At 60.4% G+C, this 16,301-nt stretch carries 16 protein-coding genes, 5 tRNA genes and 2 other RNA genes; 4 read left to right on the top strand and 19 right to left on the bottom strand.

Annotated features, from left to right (window positions below):
• Window positions 1–151 precede the first annotated feature (151 nt).
• Genes C2E15_RS06835 through zitB form a run of 3 tightly spaced genes read left to right on the top strand, consistent with a single transcriptional unit; the run spans window position 152 to window position 4,777 of the window.
• Window positions 152–745: a response regulator gene (locus C2E15_RS06835; protein ID WP_104956697.1), complete on the top strand. Its 594-nt coding sequence runs from the start codon at window positions 152–154 to the stop codon at window positions 743–745.
• The gene (locus tag C2E15_RS06830; RefSeq protein ID WP_104956696.1) at window positions 727–3,870 is read left to right on the top strand and encodes a hybrid sensor histidine kinase/response regulator; all 3,144 of its coding nucleotides are present in this window, start codon (window positions 727–729) and stop codon (window positions 3,868–3,870) included. Before C2E15_RS06835 ends, C2E15_RS06830 begins: the two co-directional genes overlap by 19 nt.
• Complete coding sequence (gene zitB, locus C2E15_RS06825; RefSeq protein ID WP_104956695.1) at window positions 3,845–4,777, top strand: CDF family zinc transporter ZitB; 933 nt, start codon at window positions 3,845–3,847, stop codon at window positions 4,775–4,777. Before C2E15_RS06830 ends, zitB begins: the two co-directional genes overlap by 26 nt.
• Window positions 4,778–4,780: 3 nt before the next feature.
• Here zitB and pnuC read toward each other — a convergent pair whose 3' ends face one another.
• The 3 genes from pnuC to C2E15_RS06810 all read right to left on the bottom strand — a co-directional run bounded on the left by pnuC (window position 4,781) and on the right by C2E15_RS06810 (window position 7,225).
• Complete coding sequence (gene pnuC / locus C2E15_RS06820) at window positions 4,781–5,491, bottom strand: nicotinamide riboside transporter PnuC (protein WP_104956694.1); 711 nt, start codon at window positions 5,489–5,491, stop codon at window positions 4,781–4,783.
• Window positions 5,492–5,514: 23 nt separating this feature from the next.
• Entirely contained in the window at window positions 5,515–6,573 is a 1,059-nt protein-coding gene (gene nadA, locus C2E15_RS06815; RefSeq protein ID WP_104956693.1) for a quinolinate synthase NadA, read from the bottom strand.
• Between the two features lie 160 nt (window positions 6,574–6,733).
• Window positions 6,734–7,225, bottom strand: coding sequence for a methylated-DNA--[protein]-cysteine S-methyltransferase (locus C2E15_RS06810; RefSeq protein ID WP_104956692.1), 492 nt, complete (start codon window positions 7,223–7,225; stop codon window positions 6,734–6,736).
• 167 nt (window positions 7,226–7,392) lie between these two features.
• On the opposite strand from C2E15_RS06810, the gene C2E15_RS06805 reads away from it, so the two are divergent.
• Window positions 7,393–8,856 (top strand): AlkA N-terminal domain-containing protein, encoded by a 1,464-nt coding sequence (locus C2E15_RS06805; RefSeq protein WP_104956691.1) that lies wholly within the window; start codon window positions 7,393–7,395, stop codon window positions 8,854–8,856.
• Window positions 8,857–8,905: 49 nt separating this feature from the next.
• Here C2E15_RS06805 and C2E15_RS06800 read toward each other — a convergent pair.
• The 16 genes from C2E15_RS06800 to cydX form a co-directional block, all read right to left on the bottom strand.
• Window positions 8,906–9,030, bottom strand: a non-coding RNA gene (locus tag C2E15_RS06800) — RtT sRNA.
• A gap of 29 nt (window positions 9,031–9,059) precedes the next feature.
• Window positions 9,060–9,184, bottom strand: a non-coding RNA gene (locus tag C2E15_RS06795) — RtT sRNA.
• 29 nt (window positions 9,185–9,213) lie between these two features.
• Window positions 9,214–9,289: transfer RNA gene (locus C2E15_RS06790), tRNA-Lys, on the bottom strand.
• Window positions 9,290–9,291: 2 nt separating this feature from the next.
• Window positions 9,292–9,367, bottom strand: a tRNA-Val gene (locus C2E15_RS06785).
• A gap of 75 nt (window positions 9,368–9,442) precedes the next feature.
• Window positions 9,443–9,518: transfer RNA gene (locus tag C2E15_RS06780), tRNA-Lys, on the bottom strand.
• A gap of 74 nt (window positions 9,519–9,592) precedes the next feature.
• A tRNA-Lys gene (locus C2E15_RS06775) sits at window positions 9,593–9,668 on the bottom strand.
• Between the two features lie 75 nt (window positions 9,669–9,743).
• Window positions 9,744–9,819, bottom strand: a tRNA-Lys gene (locus tag C2E15_RS06770).
• A gap of 163 nt (window positions 9,820–9,982) precedes the next feature.
• Window positions 9,983–10,783 carry a cell division protein CpoB gene (gene cpoB, locus C2E15_RS06765; RefSeq protein ID WP_104956690.1) on the bottom strand — a complete coding sequence of 267 codons (801 nt, stop codon included), beginning with the start codon at window positions 10,781–10,783 and terminating at the stop codon, window positions 9,983–9,985.
• Between the two features lie 9 nt (window positions 10,784–10,792).
• On the bottom strand, window positions 10,793–11,323 hold the full coding sequence (gene pal / locus C2E15_RS06760; RefSeq protein WP_104956689.1) for a peptidoglycan-associated lipoprotein Pal: 531 nt from the start codon (window positions 11,321–11,323) through the stop codon (window positions 10,793–10,795).
• 43 nt (window positions 11,324–11,366) lie between these two features.
• Window positions 11,367–12,662 carry a Tol-Pal system beta propeller repeat protein TolB gene (gene tolB, locus C2E15_RS06755; protein ID WP_104956688.1) on the bottom strand — a complete coding sequence of 432 codons (1,296 nt, stop codon included), beginning with the start codon at window positions 12,660–12,662 and terminating at the stop codon, window positions 11,367–11,369.
• Between the two features lie 124 nt (window positions 12,663–12,786).
• Window positions 12,787–14,109 carry a cell envelope integrity protein TolA gene (gene tolA, locus C2E15_RS06750; protein WP_104956687.1) on the bottom strand — a complete coding sequence of 441 codons (1,323 nt, stop codon included), beginning with the start codon at window positions 14,107–14,109 and terminating at the stop codon, window positions 12,787–12,789.
• Between the two features lie 31 nt (window positions 14,110–14,140).
• Window positions 14,141–14,569 carry a colicin uptake protein TolR gene (tolR, locus tag C2E15_RS06745; protein WP_038627352.1) on the bottom strand — a complete coding sequence of 143 codons (429 nt, stop codon included), beginning with the start codon at window positions 14,567–14,569 and terminating at the stop codon, window positions 14,141–14,143.
• A 13-nt stretch (window positions 14,570–14,582) separates the two neighbouring features.
• Window positions 14,583–15,269, bottom strand: coding sequence for a Tol-Pal system protein TolQ (tolQ, locus tag C2E15_RS06740; RefSeq protein ID WP_104956686.1), 687 nt, complete (start codon window positions 15,267–15,269; stop codon window positions 14,583–14,585).
• Window positions 15,266–15,670 (bottom strand): tol-pal system-associated acyl-CoA thioesterase, encoded by a 405-nt coding sequence (gene ybgC / locus C2E15_RS06735; protein WP_104956685.1) that lies wholly within the window; start codon window positions 15,668–15,670, stop codon window positions 15,266–15,268. The genes tolQ and ybgC overlap by 4 nt, the downstream gene beginning before the upstream one ends.
• Before the next feature lie 218 nt (window positions 15,671–15,888).
• A complete protein-coding gene (gene ybgE, locus C2E15_RS06730; RefSeq protein ID WP_104956684.1) occupies window positions 15,889–16,185 on the bottom strand; it encodes a cyd operon protein YbgE in 297 nt (98 codons plus the stop codon).
• Complete coding sequence (cydX, locus tag C2E15_RS06725) at window positions 16,185–16,295, bottom strand: cytochrome bd-I oxidase subunit CydX (protein WP_071883693.1); 111 nt, start codon at window positions 16,293–16,295, stop codon at window positions 16,185–16,187. The genes ybgE and cydX overlap by 1 nt, the downstream gene beginning before the upstream one ends.
• Window positions 16,296–16,301 lie beyond the last annotated feature (6 nt).

Here is a 16,301-nt window from a genome sequence, read left to right as displayed (position 1 = left end):
GGAGCCACGGCTCCCCTTTATTTCAGGTAATATGCTTTCGGCACGATTTTATTTTTATCCCCCGCGCCTCCGCTTTAACTTATTTGCTTAATGATTGCTTCCGCAGGCTTTTCCGCTATTCTGAACCTCCTGTAAACAATGAAGCAACGATATGGCCCATCTGTTACTGATTGACGATCACCCGCTGGTGCAGGTCGCGCTGCAAGCCGCCCTGGCCACCGCGCCGATTCCGCTCAGCCTGGCCGCCGTGGATAATGAACAGGCGGCCTGCCAGGCATTGCAGCAACAGCCCACCCAACTGGTTATCCTGGATATCAGCCTGCCCGATAGCGATGGGCTGGAGATGCTGAAACTGTTGAAGCGCCGTTTCCCTTCGCTGCCGGTGCTGATTTACTCCGCGCAAACCGAGCGCCTCTATATGCAGCTGGCGCAGGCCGCCGGCGCGGCGGGCTATGTGGTGAAAAGCCAGAGCATGCCGCAGTTGCTGAGCGCCATTCTGGCGGTGCTGGGCGGCAAGACAGTCTTCCCGGCGGATATGGCCGCTGCAGCCACCGGCGGGCTGCCGCTGACCAGTAAAGAGCAGCAGATCCTTTCGCTGCTGGCGCGCGGCTACTCCAACCTGCAAATCGCCCGGCAGCTGCATATCAGCAATAAGACGGTCAGCACCCACAAAAAGAATATTCTGGAAAAAACCGGCGCCGCCTCGGTGCTGGATCTTGCCGCCCTATGGAAAGCGCAACAATAGCCCGCCTGTTTCTGCTGCTGACGCTGCTATTCAGCGCCGCCGCCACGGCCGGATGGCGGCCGGTCAGCAGCATGCCGCTGCCGCAGGAGCTGATGATGCCGAGCGGCGAATCGCTTCCCTGGCAGGGAAAAACCCTGCGCGTCGGCGTGCTGCAGGCCAGCAGCGCGCCGTGGAATATGTTCGTCGGCAAGGATCTCTACGGCATCAACGCCGACTACCTGGTGGCGCTCGGTAACCTCACCGGCGCGCGCTTTACTATCTCCAGCTATCCCGACAGCGCCGCGCTGCTTAACGCGCTGCGTCAGGGCGCAACGGACCTGGCGTTCGGCCTGCCGTCGCAGTCGCTGCCTGCCGGGCTCTACGCTACGCGCGCCTGGTTCAGCACGCCGCTGCGCGTCTACCGCAGCCGTCAGAACCGACGTCCGGTGATGTTCAATTCGCAGGATGCGCGCATCGCCGTCAGCGCCGGCACGCTGCAGCAGGTTACGCCGGATTTTGTGCGGCGCCATCGCTGGGAGACCTATAGCAGCGATCTACAGGCGCTCTACACCCTGCTTAATCAGCAGAATGACTATGTGGTGGCGGATGAAACCAGCGCCGGCTTTCTGCTCAGTCAACTGCAGCAGGGGCAAATCTATCAGATTGCCTCGCCTATCGATCCCGGCGAGCTGAGCCTCTACGCCGTCACCGCCCAGGCCGCGCTGCGTGATGTGCTGAATCAGGCTATCCGCCAGCTGCCGCTGGAGATCGTTAACGGCATTCAAAGCCGCTGGAGCGCGCAGCTGCCGCGCTATCAGGACACCAATACGCTGCATCTCACGGCGCTGGAAAAAGCCTGGCTGCAACAGCATCCGCAGATCGTCTACAGCGCACTGGCGGATAACTACCCCTGGAGCTACCGCAGCGCCAGCGGCGAGGCGCGCGGCTACAGCGTCGATCTGCTGAACGCCGTTGGGCAAAGCACCGGGCTGCGCTTTAAACCGCTGTGGGTAAATAACCCGCAGCAGGCGCGCGAACGGGTGGCCGACGGCCAGGCACTGATTGAGCTGGTGCAGCCGCTGACCGGCAGCGATACGGAAAGCAGCACGCTGCCGGTCTGGCGCGCCCTGTGGGGCGTTTACGTGCGCGGTCCTTCAACCGGCGTGACCCGCTGGCAGGATCTGCAGGGCATGCGCATCGGCGTACGGCGCGGCGATCTGGCGCAGCAGCTGCTGCCGCGCAGCCTGACAGCGCAGCCCTTTGACGATGCGCAGTCGCTCTATAACGCGCTGGCGGCCGGCCGGCTTGATGCGGTGGTGGATAATGTATTGTCGGCGCGCTGGCTGATTCAGAGCCGCTACAGCGAGGCGATCCATTTCGCGTTCGCCGCCAGCGATACCGCCTGGCCGATCGCCATCGGCGTCAGCGCGCAGCAGCCGCTGCTGCGCGCCATCCTTGATAAGGGATTGCAGCAGATCCCGCCCGATACCCAGCAGCGCATGCGCGACGCCTGGAGCAATGAAAACCCGCCCGGCGGCGCGGAGCGCGCTATCCCGATGCCGCTGCTGCTGTCGCTGGCGGCAGCCGCAGCGGCGGCGATCGCCATTCTGCTGGCGCTGCTGATCCGTCGCTGGCGGCAGCAGCGGCTGGAAGCGCGGCAGCGCCGACGGCTGGAGCAGGAGCGCGAAGCGGCGCAGCGCGCCAACCAGATGAAGAGCCAGTTTCTCGCCAGCGTCAGCCACGAGCTGCGCACGCCGATGCAGGCGATTCTCGGACTGCTGGAGCTGGAGCTGGCGCGTCAGCCGCGCACCGAAAGCCTGGCGCTGATCCACAGCAGCGCTACCGCGTTGATGACACTGCTAAACGATCTGCAGGATCATTCGCGCATTGAAAGCCACACCTTTAGCCTGCAGCCGGCGCCGCTCGACCTGACGCAGTGGCTGCGCGATCTGCAACACTTCTGGTCGCCGCTGATGCGCCCGGACGGCCCGCGCTTTAGCGTCGCGGCGCTGACGCCCCTGCCCCGGCGCGTATTGATCGACGGCGGACGCCTGCAGCAGATCGCCACCAATTTGATCAGCAATGCGGTGAAGTTCACCGCCGCCGGGGAGATCGCCCTGACGCTGGCAGTGCGCGACGAACAGCTGACGCTCTGCGTTGCCGACAGCGGCAGCGGCATTCCGCCCGACGAGCAGACGCGGCTGTTCGAGCCCTGGTATCAACCTCCCTCCGGCCGCGCCCGCTCGGTACAGGGCAGCGGCCTCGGCCTCTCTATCTGCCGGGAAATCGCGCTGCGCATGGGTGGCGATATTCGTCTGCACTCCGTTGCCGGCGAAGGCACGCGCGTCACTCTGACGCTGCCGCTACCGATTGCTCCTGACGCCGCGCCCCCCGATGTGCCGCAGCAAGACGCGCAGCCGCTGCCGCCGCTACGCGTGGCGGTGGTCGACGATCATCCCACTAATCTGTTGGTAATGGAGCAGCAGCTGCGCTGGCTGGGCGTCGAGGCGCAGGTCTTCGCTGATGGCCGCGCGCTGCTGCGGGCGGCGGCAGTCTCGCGCTTCGATATTATCCTGATCGACTACAATATGCCGCATCCGGACGGCCCGACGGTGGCGCGCATTTTACGCCGCCGTGAACGTCATGCCGCACGCCGCACGCGCCTGATCTACTGCAGCGCCGATGCGCAGCTGTCGCACCATACCCAGGCCTGGCGCGACGCGGATGCGGTGATGCTCAAACCGATCGGCCTGAGCGCGCTGCGTGCCGCGCTAAGCGACCCGCCTTTGCCGGACGCGCTGGCGGAGCTGGATCGGCAGCTCTGGCAGCTGGCCAGCGAGGATCGCGCCTTTTTACCGGCGGTGGTCGCTACGCTGCGTCAGACGTTGCAGGAGGACAGCGACGCCATCGCGCAGGCGCTCGCGCAGCGTGAGTGGCTCACGCTGGCGAAGCGGGCGCACCGCATGAAAGGCAGCTGGCTGCTGCTGGGCATCAGCGCAGGCGAACAGCTTTGCCAGCGGCTGGGCGAACAGGCGCAGGCGCAGGCGCAACAGGCGTGCGCGGAAACAGGTAATTTACTGTTATTATTAACCCGAAATTTACTGGCCAGACTGGATGACTATGACCCATCAACATTCGCACCATGAATCTGACGGCAACCGCGCCCGGTTGCGCGCCGCTTTTATCGTCACCGCGCTGTTTATGCTGGCGGAGGTGGCGGGCGGCCTGTTTTCCGGCTCGCTGGCGCTGCTGGCCGACGCCGGCCATATGCTGACTGATACTGCGGCGTTGCTGATGGCGTTACTGGCAGTGCAGTTCGCCAAACGCAAGCCGAACGCCCGCCATACTTTCGGCTGGCTGCGCCTGACGACGCTGGCGGCCTTTGTCAACGCCATCGCCCTGCTGGTTATCACTGCGCTGATCGTCTGGGAAGCGGTACGGCGCTTTTATCAGCCACAGCCGGTTGCCAGCGGCATTATGCTGGTCATCGCCGTCGCCGGACTGCTGGCGAACCTGCTCTCATTCTGGCTGCTGCATCGTGGCAGCGGCGAAAGCAATATGAACGTACGCGCTGCGGCACTGCATGTGCTGGGCGACCTGCTCGGATCCGTCGGCGCCATCGCCGCCGCGCTGATCATCATGTATACCGGCTGGACGCCCATCGATCCGCTGTTGTCGATTCTGGTATCGGCGCTGGTGCTGCGCAGCGCCTGGTCGCTGATGAAAGAGAGCCTGCATGAGTTGCTGGAAGGGGCGCCGGTCGCCATTGACGCCGACAAGCTGAAGCGGGAGCTGACGCTGAATATTCCGGAGGTGCGCAACGTGCATCATGTGCATCTGTGGCAGGTAGGCGAGAAGCCGATTGTCACGCTGCATGTGCATGTTGTGCCGCCCTACGATCATGACGCCCTGCTGCAGCGCATCCACCATTACCTGCATGAGCGCTATCAGATCGATCACGCGACGGTGCAGATGGAGTATCAGCGCTGCGAAGGCGAGGATTGCGGCCTGACGCTGGGCGCGCCGCAGCACGCCCACCATCATCATCATTAAGCGTTAGCGCGCGGCCCGGTACTGGCGCGCGCTTTTCATCCACAGCCAGCTGCCGTTGAGCGCGATCAGCGTCAGGAGCAGATACTCCAGCGACATGGCGTAGACGCCCTGGCGGGCGAAGATCCAGACGCTGATAACGTCAATCACGACCCACAGCAGCCAGTTCTCTACATATTTGCGCGTCATCAGAATCATCGCCACGATCGACAGCACCATCATCGTTGAATCCCAGAATGGAAACGCGTCCGGCTGCAGCACCGGCATCGCCACCTGCAGTCCGGCCGTCTGCATCAGCACCACCGCCAGCTCGGTCAGAAAGGCGAAGAAGGGATCGATCCAGACCGTCATCAGCGCGATGGCGATCAGGCTGCCTGCCGCCCAGCCGATCGCTTTCCGCCGCGGCAGCCAGCGGATCTGCAGCGCCGCCTGGTTATCGCCGCTCTGACGGCTCCAGGCGTACCAGCCGTACAGATTGGCGCCGAAGAAAAACAGCTGCAGCAGCAGGCTGGCGTAGAGCTGGATCTGGAAAAAGATAATCGCGAACAGGCTGACGTTAATCAGCCCGAACAGATAGTTAACGATCTTCTCCCGGCTGGCCAGCCAGATACAGAGCAGGCCCGCCAGCGTGCCGACCGCCTCGATCCATGAGAGATCGTATCCGCCCTTGCCGAGCGGGATATGAACCAGAATGTTTTGCGTGCTGAAAAATTCCATATTGGCACTCCGGGCGATGCCGATCAGGCATTCCCTTTAACGTTAAGTTTAAGCTCCGCAGCGAAAGCGAGCATACGGTTAAGCGGCAGCAGCGCGCGTTCGCGCAGCCCGGCGTCGACATGGATCTCGTGCGCCGCGCCGCCCTGCTCCAGCCCTTCGGCTATCGCCTGCAGACCGTTCATCGCCATCCACGGGCAGTGCGCGCAGCTGCGGCAGGTGGCGCCTTCACCGGCGGTCGGCGCTTCAAGCAGCGTCTTTTCCGGCACCGCCTGCTGCATCTTATAGAAAATGCCGCGATCGGTGGCAACTATCATCTGCGGATGCGGCAGCGTTTTTGCCGCCTGAATCAGCTGACTGGTGGAGCCGACGGCATCCGCCAGATCCACCACCGCCTGCGGCGACTCCGGATGTACCAGCACCGCCGCCTGCGGATAGAGCGCTTTCATCTGCTGCAGCGCCTGGGTTTTAAACTCATCGTGTACGATACAGGCGCCCTGCCAGCACAGCACGTCGGCGCCGGTCTGCCGCTGCACATAGCGCCCCAGGTGACGATCCGGCGCCCAGAGGATTTTTTCGCCAAGGCTGTCGAGATGTTCGATCAGCTCAACGGCAATGCTGGAGGTTACCACCCAGTCGGCGCGCGCCTTGACCGCCGCCGACGTATTCGCGTAGACCACCACGGTGCGGTCGGGATGGCTGTCGCAAAAGGCGGTAAAGGCCGCTTCCGGGCAGCCGAGATCGAGCGAGCATTCCGCCTGCAGGGTCGGCATCAGAATGGTTTTTTCCGGGCTGAGGATTTTCGCCGTTTCGCCCATAAAGCGCACGCCGGCAACCAGCAGCGTCGAGGCGGGATGAGCGCTGCCGAAACGCGCCATCTCCAGCGAATCGGCCACGCAGCCGCCAGTCTCTTCCGCCAGCGCCTGAATTTCCGGATCGGTATAGTAGTGCGCCACCATCACCGCATCACGCTCGCGCAGCAGGCGCTTGATCCGCTGTCGATAAGCGGCTTTTTCTTCAGAAGAGAGGCGGCCCGGCTTGGGCGGAAAAGGATAGAAAGTGTCAGATTCAGGCAGCAGGCTCATCAGGGACTCTCGTTTTATCAACTTAACTTATTCAGCATTTTTACCGCTTATCAACGGCGGAAAAGCCATATCGGTTTTGTATGCTAAACAAGATAATGGAAAACGCGGCTGCTGTCGCTGATTTTACGCGGCGCGGCGGTGAAACAACCGCGCCCGGGTTTTACAGGCTTAACAGATCGGGCTTTTCCATCGCCAGCAAGAACGCTTTGGCATCCAGCCCGCCGGCGAAGCCGGTCAGTTTGCCGTTTGCGCCAATCACCCGATGACAGGGCGCGATAATCGAGATGGGATTGCGCCCGTTCGCGGCGCCCACGGCCCTGACGGCAGCAGGATGGCCGATGGCGCGGGCGATCTCGCTATAGCTGCGCGTTTCGCCATAGGGAATGGCGACCAACGCCTGCCACACCTTTTTCTGGAACGGGGTACCGACGAAATCCAGCGGCACGGTAAACTGTTTCAGCTCGCCGGCGAAGTAGGCGCGCAGCTGCCGCTCGGTCTCTGTCAGCACCGGATGGGTCGCATCTTCGGTAATCGGCCCCAGCCGAATGCGCGCCCTCTCATTCGGCCACAGTACCGCCGCCAGGCCGCGATCGCTGGCCAGCAGCGTTAACTCGCCCACCGGCGATGCCATTTTTTTGCTGTAATAGCTCATCTTCCCCTCCGGATTCATCTGCACAGCAGGCTTATTATCCCGCATTTTTGTCCGCTTACCGGCTGTTTTCGGACAGCAAAGCAAAAAATACCGCTGTCCGAAAATGGCGAGTTTTATACTGAAAATCATTCTATGGTAAAGGTTGTCACCCGTCACGGAGCTGAAAAATGATTAATGGCGATACGGCCTATCAGGCGTTGACCTCTAAAGACCGGCGTTTCGACGGCCTGTTTTTTGTCGGCGTGACCTCGACCGGCATATATTGTCGTCCCGTCTGTCCGGTAAAAGCACCGCGTCGGGAAAACTGCCTTTTCTTCGCCAGCGCCGGGGCGGCGGAAAAGGCGGATTTCCGTCCCTGCCTGCGCTGCCGTCCCGAGCTGGCGCCGGGTAATGCGCCGGTTGACAGCGCCCATCGCATCGCCGACCTGCTGCTGCAGCGCATCGATGAGGGCAGGCTTGACGAGACGGGCAGCCTGGAAGAGGTCGCCGCCTGGTTTAATTTGAGCCTGCGGCAGCTGAGACGCATTGTGCAGCAAGAGCTGGGCGTGTCGCCGCTGGAGCTGCGGCAAACCCGACGCCTGCTGCTGGCGAAGCAGCTGCTGACCGAAACGCGCCTGCCCGTTACGGATATCGCTTTCGCCAGCGGCTTCAGCAGCCTGCGGCGTTTTAACGACGTCTTTAACAAGCGCTACCGCATGGCGCCCAGCCGCCTGCGGAAAGAGGCCGCCGCCGGCGAACCGCTCGACGGGCCGGATGATGCTTCCACGCTGCTGCTGAGCTATCGTCCTCCCTATCCCTGGCAGACAATGCTCGACTTCCTGCGCCTGCGCGCGCTGAAAAACGTCGAATGGGTGGATGAGGAGAGCTACGCACGCACCGTGCAGCTGGGACGGTTTCGCGGCTGGATCCGCGTCACGCACGCGGCCCAGAAGCAGGCGCTACAGGTTGAGTTCTCCCATTCGCTGACCGGCGCCCTGCCCGCTCTGCTGCGCCGCCTGCGCAACCTGTTCGATCTTAACGCGCATCCGCAGTGTATTGACGATCGCCTGCGCCAGGATCCGCTGCTGGCCGCCAGTGTCGGGCGCGATCCTGGACTGCGGGTGCCGGGCGCCTTCGACGGTTTTGAGATGACGGTACGCGCGGTGCTTGGGCAACAGATTACGGTGAAGGCGGCCACCACGCTGGGCGGGCGCTTTGTCGGCGCCTTTGGCGAAGCGTTCGCCACCCCTTTCCCGGCGCTGAGTCGCCTGGCGCCGACGTCGCAGCGGGTTAGTGAGGCGAGTATTGATGAGATCGCCAGTTTAGGCATCGTCAGCGCCCGGGCGCGGTCGATTCTGGCGCTGGCCGCCGGCTGCACCCGCGGCGAGCTGCTGCTGGACACCAGCAGCGACCCGGAAGCGATGATGGTGAAGCTGAAGCAGCTGCCCGGCATCGGCGACTGGACCGCCGCCTATATTGCGATGCGTGCGCTGCGCTGGCCTGATGCCTTTCCCGCTGGCGATATCGTGGTGCGCAACAATCTCGGCAAGGTCACGGCCAGGCAGGCGGAGGCGATATCAGCGGCCTGGCGGCCCTGGCGCAGCTATGCCGTGATGCATATCTGGAAGAATTTAACGCCGGTAAAAAAATAGCGGCCGATTTTGGATAGCAAAAAGGCGCCTTTAGGGCGCCTTTCTACACGGGTGGGTCGTGCAGGATGACTCGGCTTCGCCTCGCCCTTCGGGCCGTTGCCTGTGGCAACGTTGTCTCGCACAGCTCGACCCGAACCTGCTGCAGGTTCTCACCCTGCCGATTTTACATAGCAAAAAGGCGCCTTTAGGGCGCCTTTCTACACGGGTGGGTCGTGCAGGATGACTCGGCTTCGCCTCGCCCTTCGGGCCGTTGCCTGCGGCAACGTTGTCTCGCACAGCTCGACCCGAACCTGCTGCAGGTTCTCATCCTGCCGATTTTACATAGCAAAAAGGCGCCTTTAGGGCGCCTTTCTACACTGGTGGGTCGTGCAGGATTCGAACCTGCGACCAATTGATTAAAAGTCAACTGCTCTACCAACTGAGCTAACGACCCGATGGTGGGTGATGACGGGCTCGAACCGCCGACCCCCTCCTTGTAAGGGAGGTGCTCTACCAACTGAGCTAATCACCCGCAATGCGGTTTACTGGTTTGGATAGTGCCCTTTCGGTTGCTATCCGCCGGTTTGCACCGGGTACTGCTTTGAATTGGTGGGTCGTGCAGGATTCGAACCTGCGACCAATTGATTAAAAGTCAACTGCTCTACCAACTGAGCTAACGACCCGCCGTGCGGTTTGCTGCTTTGGATAGTGCCCTTTCGGTTGCTATCCGCCGGTTTGCACCGGGTACTGCTTTAAGTGGTGGGTCGTGCAGGATTCGAACCTGCGACCAATTGATTAAAAGTCAACTGCTCTACCAACTGAGCTAACGACCCGCCGTGCGGTTTACTGCTTTGGATAGCGCCCTTTCGGTTTCTATCCACCGGTTTGCACCGGGTACTGCTTTAAAGTGGTGGGTCGTGCAGGATTCGAACCTGCGACCAATTGATTAAAAGTCAACTGCTCTACCAACTGAGCTAACGACCCACTTTAGGCATCCGAAACACAATCGCTTATGCCTCGTCAACGGCGGCATATATTACTGATTTACGTTTTCAGCGCAACCACTATTTGCCGCCAACGCGTTCAACTGCTTACCTTTCATGCGTTAAGACCAGAAATCCAGCGAAATCTGGTCAACTTTACGCAATTAAAGAGTGGCCGCGCGTTTTTGCGCCTGTTTAGCGGCTTCGGTGTTCGGATACTGTTTGACCACCTGCTGATAAACCGCTTTCGCCTTGGCGTTGTCACCTTTGTCCTGCATGATCACGCCCACTTTATACAGTGCTTCCGGACTTTTCGGCGACTTAGGAAATTTTTTCACTACGGTGGCGAAATAGTAAGCCGCGTCGTCCTTTTTCCCCTTGTTGTAGTGCAACTGACCCAGCCAGTAGTTGGCGTTCGGCTGGTAAGTTGAATCCGGGTACTTTTTAACAAACGCCTGAAACGCCGCGATCGCCTGATCGTACTGTTTCTTTTCCAGCACCAGCGCTACCGCATTGTTATAGTCACTGTTGGCGTCGCCGCCCTGCACCGGCGCCGCAGAAGCAGAGGCCGCAGCGCCGCTCTCCGCCGCGCTGTTGGCCGCCGCATCGTCGCCTGACGGGGCGGCGCTACCGGCGCTGGCACCCGCTGACGCGCCGCTGCTCAGGCTGTCGATTTGCTGGTAAATCTGTTTTTGCCGCTCAACCACCTGATTCAGCTGATAGCTGTTTTCCTGAATCTGTCCGCGCAGCGAATCAATATCGCTCTGCGTGGCGTTAAGCTGCTGCTGTAACTGTTGAAGAAGTTGAGCCTGCGCATTGGAGATGCGCTCAAGAGAGGTGACACGGTCTTCCACCGAGCCAGAGCCGACGCTACTGATTGATGCCTGGGCATTAGCGGCCCAGGGGGCCGCTATGCCAATCAGTAACGACAGACTCAACAGGTGAGGTCTGAAGCTACTAATCATGTGAGTCTCTTAGTATACCAGTACGGCACGACGGTTTTTGGAGTACGCCGCTTCGTCATGACCCAGCACAGCCGGCTTCTCTTTACCGTAGGAAACGATAGAGATCTGATCGGCGGAAACGCCTTTGCCCTGCAGGTACATTTTAACTGCGTTAGCACGACGCTCGCCCAGGGCGATGTTGTATTCCGGCGTACCGCGCTCATCCGCGTGACCTTCTACGGTCACTTTGTAGGACGGGTTGCTACGCAGGAAAGCAGCGTGCGCATCCAGCATCTGAGCGAAGTCAGAACGGATGTCGTACTTGTCCAGATCGAAGTAAACGATGTTGTTCTGCTGCAGCTGCTGCATCTGCAGACGCGCCTGCTCGTCAGAAGACATGTTGCCGCCATTCATGCCGTTGCCGCTGCCGTTACCGTAAGCACCATCAGCGCCCATACCGTTGGTCTGGTCGTTGTTGTTGTTTTTGTGCGAGCTACATGCAGCCACAGCGATTACCGGCAGAGCCAGCATTAAACCCTTCAGCACTTTGTTCAGTTGCATTTCTAAATCCTGTTATGAGTTGCTATACATATTTACACATGCATCACAGATACGGCGACCAGGCAGGAAATTTGACCTGTCCATCGGTAGCCGGAAGACGCGCTTTGAAACGCCCATCTGTCGAAACCAACTGCAACACGGAACCCATCCCCTGAGTAGAGCTATAGATTACCATCGTGCCGTTAGGTGCGAGACTTGGCGTCTCATCCAGGAACGTGTCCGTTAATTGTTGAACGGCTCCCGTTTCCAGATCTTGTCGTGCGACGTGTTGAGCGCCGCCGTTGGTGCTGATCATCACCATAGATTTGCCGTCAGTGGCAACGTCCGCATCCTGGTTTTGTGAACCTTCCCAGGTTACGCGCTGCGGCGCGCCGCCATTGACGCTAATTTTGTAAATCTGCGGACGTCCCGCCTGGTCTGAGGTATAGGCCAGGTTCTGACTGTCCGGGAACCAGGTCGGCTCGGTGCTGTTAAAGCGGCCGTCGGTTACCTGACGAATCTGGCCGGAGCCGAGATCCATCACATAGAGATTCAGGCTACCGGTTTTAGAGAGCGCGAACGCCAGCTTAGAACCGTCCGGCGAGAAGGCCGGCGCGCCGTTGTGACGCGGGAACGAAGCGACCTGACGAATAGCGCCATTCGCCAGCGTCTGGATCACCAGCGCGGACTTGCCGCTTTCAAAGGTGACATAGGCCAGCTTGCTGCCGTCCGGCGACCAGGCCGGAGACATCAGCGGCTGCGGCGAACGATGCACCACAAACTGGTTATAGCCGTCGTAATCCGCTACGCGCAGCTCGTACGGGAACTGACCGCCGTTGGTCTGCACCACGTAGGCGATGCGGGTACGGAACGCGCCCTTGATGCCGGTCAGCTTCTCAAAGGATTCGTCGCTGGCGGTGTGCGCCGCATAGCGCAGCCACTGCCTGGTCACTTTATACTGGTTTTGCGCCAGTACGGTACCCGGCGAACCGGAAGTATCCACCAGCTGATAAGAGACGGTATAGCTGCCGTCGGCGCCCGGCTGGATCTGACCGACCACTACTGCATCAATGCCCAGCGCAGTCCAGGCCGCCGGCTGCACTTCCGCCGCGCTGGTCGGCTGCTGCGGCAGACGAGAACGATCCAGCGGATTGAATTTACCGCTGTTGCGCAGATCCGCAGCGATGATGCCGCCGATATCTTCCGGTGCCGCGCCGGGGCCATCCCATTTAAACGGGACAACGCCAATCGGACGCGCCGTATTCACCCCCTGGGTGATTTCGATGCGCACTTCTGCATGCAGCATCGCTGCCCACAGAAGAAGAAAAAAGCTTAGGGTTACACGTAGTGCCTGCTTCATTTTCTCTCCCTTATCTGAACGTCGTGTTCATGATAATTCGCACTGTTCCTGACGACGATTAACTAAGACCATACAGAGTATGGCAAGCTAACCATAGTTCAACCTGCCATTTGTTACTGCATTCTTAAGGCTTGAATTCCAGCGTGGCGTCCTTCACCGCCTGCCAGACATCCTGGCTTGGCGGCTTAGGCATTCTCGCCATGCGGGCGGCGTTGATTGCCGCCTGGCAGAGTGCCGCATCGCCGCTCGCCGCCGTGGCGGAAATCAACAGGCCATCGGGCGCCAGCTTAATGCGGACATCGCAGGTGCGCCCTTTAAAGGTGTCGGCGTCGTAGAATTTACTCTGTATCGCGCCTTTCACCTGCCCCAGATAGCTGTCAATCGCCGCGCCGGAGGCGCCCGATTTCTTCTGCGTACCCTGCCCCGCTGCGCCGCCGCCGGCCTGGCCAGTTTTCGGCGCATTTTTACCGGAGGTCAGACCGCCCAGCAGATCGTCTACCGCGCTGCTGTCGCTGGCTGCGGCCGCCGCCGCTTTTTTCTTCGCGTCCGCCGCGGCCTTCGCTTTCGCCTCGGCCGCCGCTTTGGCTTTCGCGTCCGCTGCTGCTTTGGCTTTCGCCTCTGCCTTCGCTTTCGCCTCGGCTGCGGCTTTCTCTTTCGCTTCCGCCGCCGCTTTTTCCTTCGCCTCCGCCGCCGCCTGAGCTTTCGCCTCGGCCGCCGCTTTCGCCTTCGCTTCCGCCTTTTCCTTCGCGTCTGCCGCCGCCTGAGCTTTCGCTTCAGCAGCCGCTTTGGCTTTCGCTTCCGCAGCGGCCTTCGCCTGCTGTTCCGCTTTTTTCTTCGCATCGGCGGCGGCGGCCTTCGCCTGCTCTTCCGCCTTCGCTTTCGCGGCGGCCGCAGCAGCTTTCGCCTGCTCCTCCGCTTTGGCTTTCGCCTCAGCGGCGGCGGCCTTCGCCTGTTCCTGCGCCTGCGCTTTCGCCTGCTGCGCCGCTTCCGCTTTGGCTTGCGCCGCGGCGGCTTCGGCCGCTTTCTGCTGCTCCTGCGCACGCTTCATCGCTTCTTCTGCCTGACGCTGTTGCTCAGCCTGCGCCTGCGCCTGCTGTTTCGCCTCTTCCTGCGCCTGCAGCCGCTCTTTCTCCAGCTCTTTTAGCCGCTGCTGTTCAGCAGCCTGTTTCGCCTGCAGCTCTTCCGCCTGCTGCTGCGCCTGTTTCTCACGCTGCTGCTCGGCGCGACGGCTGTCGCTCTGCTGGTTTTGCTGACGGTTATACTGTTCAACCACGGCGCCCGGATCGACCATGACAGCATCGATATCGCTGCCGCCGCCCCCGCCGCTGGCCTCGATTTTCTCGTCAAACGAACTCCAAATCAGTAATGCAATCATGACGATATGCAATATCACTGAAATGATTATCGCGCGTTTTAACTTATCGTTTTGTTCGGATGCCTTCGACACGCTCGGTTCCCAAAAAACGGTTACGGAATAATTAAATTGGCTGCGTCATCAGGCCGACTGATTTCACACCCGCCTGATGCAGCAGGTTCAGCGCCTTGATAATTTCGTCATAGGGGACATCTTTCGCGCCGCCAATCAGAAACACCGTTTTCGGATTCGCTTCCAGCCGGCGCTGCGCTTCCGCCACTACCTGCTCGGAAGGCAGCTGCTCCATACGATCGTGATCGACGACCAGGCTGTACTGCCCAACGCCGGACACTTCCACAATCACCGGCGGATTATCGTCGCTGGAGACGGTTTTCGAATCCGTCGCATCCGGCAGATCGACTTCGACGCTCTGGGTGATAATCGGCGCCGTCGCCATAAAGATCAGCAGCAGCACCAGCAGCACGTCCAGCAGCGGAACGATGTTAATTTCAGACTTCAGATCGCGACGACCGCGACCACGCGTTCTGGCCATACGTCACCTCTGCTTACTTTTTATTCTCGCTGGAGAACGCCTGACGATGCAGGATAGCCGTGAACTCTTCCATAAAGTTGTCGTAGCCCTGCTCCAGCTTGTTCACGCGCTGGTTAAGGCGGTTGTAGGCCATGACCGCAGGGATCGCAGCGAACAGACCGATCGCGGTCGCGATCAGCGCTTCGGCGATGCCCGGCGCCACCATCTGTAGCGTGGCCTGCTTCACCGCGCCCAGCGCGATAAAGGCGTGCATGATGCCCCAGACCGTACCGAACAGGCCGATATAGGGACTGATGGAGCCGACGGTGCCGAGGAACGGAATATGGTTTTCCAGCGCTTCCAGCTCGCGGTTCATTGAGATACGCATCGCGCGGCTGGCGCCTTCAACCACCGCTTCCGGCGCATGGCTGTTAGCGCGATGCAGACGGGCGAACTCTTTAAAGCCGGCGTAGAAGATCTGCTCCGAGCCGCTCAGCTCATCGCGACGCCCCTGGCTTTCCTGATACAGGCGGGATAACTCGATGCCCGACCAGAATTTATCTTCAAACGCTTCCGCTTCGCGTCCTGCCGCGTTGAGAATGCGGGTGCGCTGGATGATGATCGCCCAGGACGCAATGGAAAACCCGATCAAAATCAACATGATAAGTTTGACCAGAAGGCTCGCCTTCAGGAACAAATCAAGAACATTCATGTCAGTCACTGCTTGAACTCCGCGACAATAGACTTGGGAAGCGCTATCGGCTTCATTAGGTGTGGGTTGATGCAGGCAATAAGGACTTCTGCCTCATTGAGCAGTTTGCCTTCCGCATTGACGATACGCTGCCTGAACGTCATGGTCGCGCGACTCATCGACGTTACCTCGCTCTGCACTTCAAGCATGTCGTCCAGACGCGCGGCAGCAATATAGTCAACCGTGATGCGACGCACGACAAAAGCAATCTGCTGTTCAAGCAGCGACTGCTGATTGAAATGGTGCTGGCGCAGCATCTCAGTACGTGCCCGTTCATAGAAAGCAATGTAGCTGGCGTGGTAAACCACACCGCCGGCATCGGTATCTTCGTAGTAGACACGCACCGGCCATCGAAACAGCGTTGTACTCACTTTACATCCCGGTAATGCTTTTAAACGTTGCTACTATACGCAAGTGCAATCGGCTTTGGAATGGGTCGCCGAAGCGCGGAGAAAATAATTATCAAATGGAAACTATTGACAAAATTTTCGGAATATATCCTGACGGAAGGCGGAAAAAAGCGGAGGTTTGCTGAGGTCGCTTTGCGCTGTCAGCAGGGGCCGGACGACAACGCGCCCGCCCCGAATAATCAGTCAAAGAAAAAGAAGCCGACGCCCCACAGCAGTACCAGCAGCGCAGGCAGCGGCGCGAAGCAGCAACGCCAGCGCAGCCGGCGCGGACGAAAGCCGACGCCATGTACCACGCCCGCGCAGGTGGCCCAGATCAGCAGGAGCCCCTGCCAGACGCTGAGCGGGCTGGTGCGGGCGGCGAAACGCGTCGGATCCCAAAACAGACAGGCGGCCAGCAGCAGCGCCAGCGCCAGAGAAAGCGCCCGCAGCGGGCGCTTATCTATCAGGTGACAGAACGGTTGCAGCCGCTGACGCATCAGGCTTTATCCTGCTGCGCCGTCTCTTCCACATGCTCCAGCGCCAGCGCGGTGATGATACCAAAGGCGCAGGCGAGCAGCGTTCCAAGAATCCAGGCAAAATACCACATGGCTAA

It is taken from the genome of Mixta gaviniae (assembly GCF_002953195.1).
Classification (GTDB): domain Bacteria; phylum Pseudomonadota; class Gammaproteobacteria; order Enterobacterales; family Enterobacteriaceae; genus Mixta; species Mixta gaviniae.
This window is presented reverse-complemented; position numbering and strand designations above follow the sequence as displayed.

What these genes read in the sequence shown, in the direction of transcription:
- tolB (WP_104956688.1), bottom strand. Translation starts at nt 12,662, where the DNA reads ATGAAGCAGGCACTACGTGTAACCCTAAGCTTTTTTCTTCTTCTGTGG.
- cpoB (WP_104956690.1), bottom strand. Translation starts at nt 10,783, where the DNA reads ATGATTAGTAGCTTCAGACCTCACCTGTTGAGTCTGTCGTTACTGATT.
- C2E15_RS06805 (WP_104956691.1), top strand. Translation starts at nt 7,393, where the DNA reads ATGATTAATGGCGATACGGCCTATCAGGCGTTGACCTCTAAAGACCGG.
- zitB (WP_104956695.1), top strand. Translation starts at nt 3,845, where the DNA reads ATGACCCATCAACATTCGCACCATGAATCTGACGGCAACCGCGCCCGG.
- C2E15_RS06830 (WP_104956696.1), top strand. Translation starts at nt 727, where the DNA reads ATGGAAAGCGCAACAATAGCCCGCCTGTTTCTGCTGCTGACGCTGCTA.
- pnuC (WP_104956694.1), bottom strand. Translation starts at nt 5,491, where the DNA reads ATGGAATTTTTCAGCACGCAAAACATTCTGGTTCATATCCCGCTCGGC.
- tolR (WP_038627352.1), bottom strand. Translation starts at nt 14,569, where the DNA reads ATGGCCAGAACGCGTGGTCGCGGTCGTCGCGATCTGAAGTCTGAAATT.
- C2E15_RS06810 (WP_104956692.1), bottom strand. Translation starts at nt 7,225, where the DNA reads ATGAGCTATTACAGCAAAAAAATGGCATCGCCGGTGGGCGAGTTAACG.
- cydX (WP_071883693.1), bottom strand. Translation starts at nt 16,295, where the DNA reads ATGTGGTATTTTGCCTGGATTCTTGGAACGCTGCTCGCCTGCGCCTTT.
- nadA (WP_104956693.1), bottom strand. Translation starts at nt 6,573, where the DNA reads ATGAGCCTGCTGCCTGAATCTGACACTTTCTATCCTTTTCCGCCCAAG.
- ybgE (WP_104956684.1), bottom strand. Translation starts at nt 16,185, where the DNA reads ATGCGTCAGCGGCTGCAACCGTTCTGTCACCTGATAGATAAGCGCCCG.
- pal (WP_104956689.1), bottom strand. Translation starts at nt 11,323, where the DNA reads ATGCAACTGAACAAAGTGCTGAAGGGTTTAATGCTGGCTCTGCCGGTA.
- C2E15_RS06835 (WP_104956697.1), top strand. Translation starts at nt 152, where the DNA reads ATGGCCCATCTGTTACTGATTGACGATCACCCGCTGGTGCAGGTCGCG.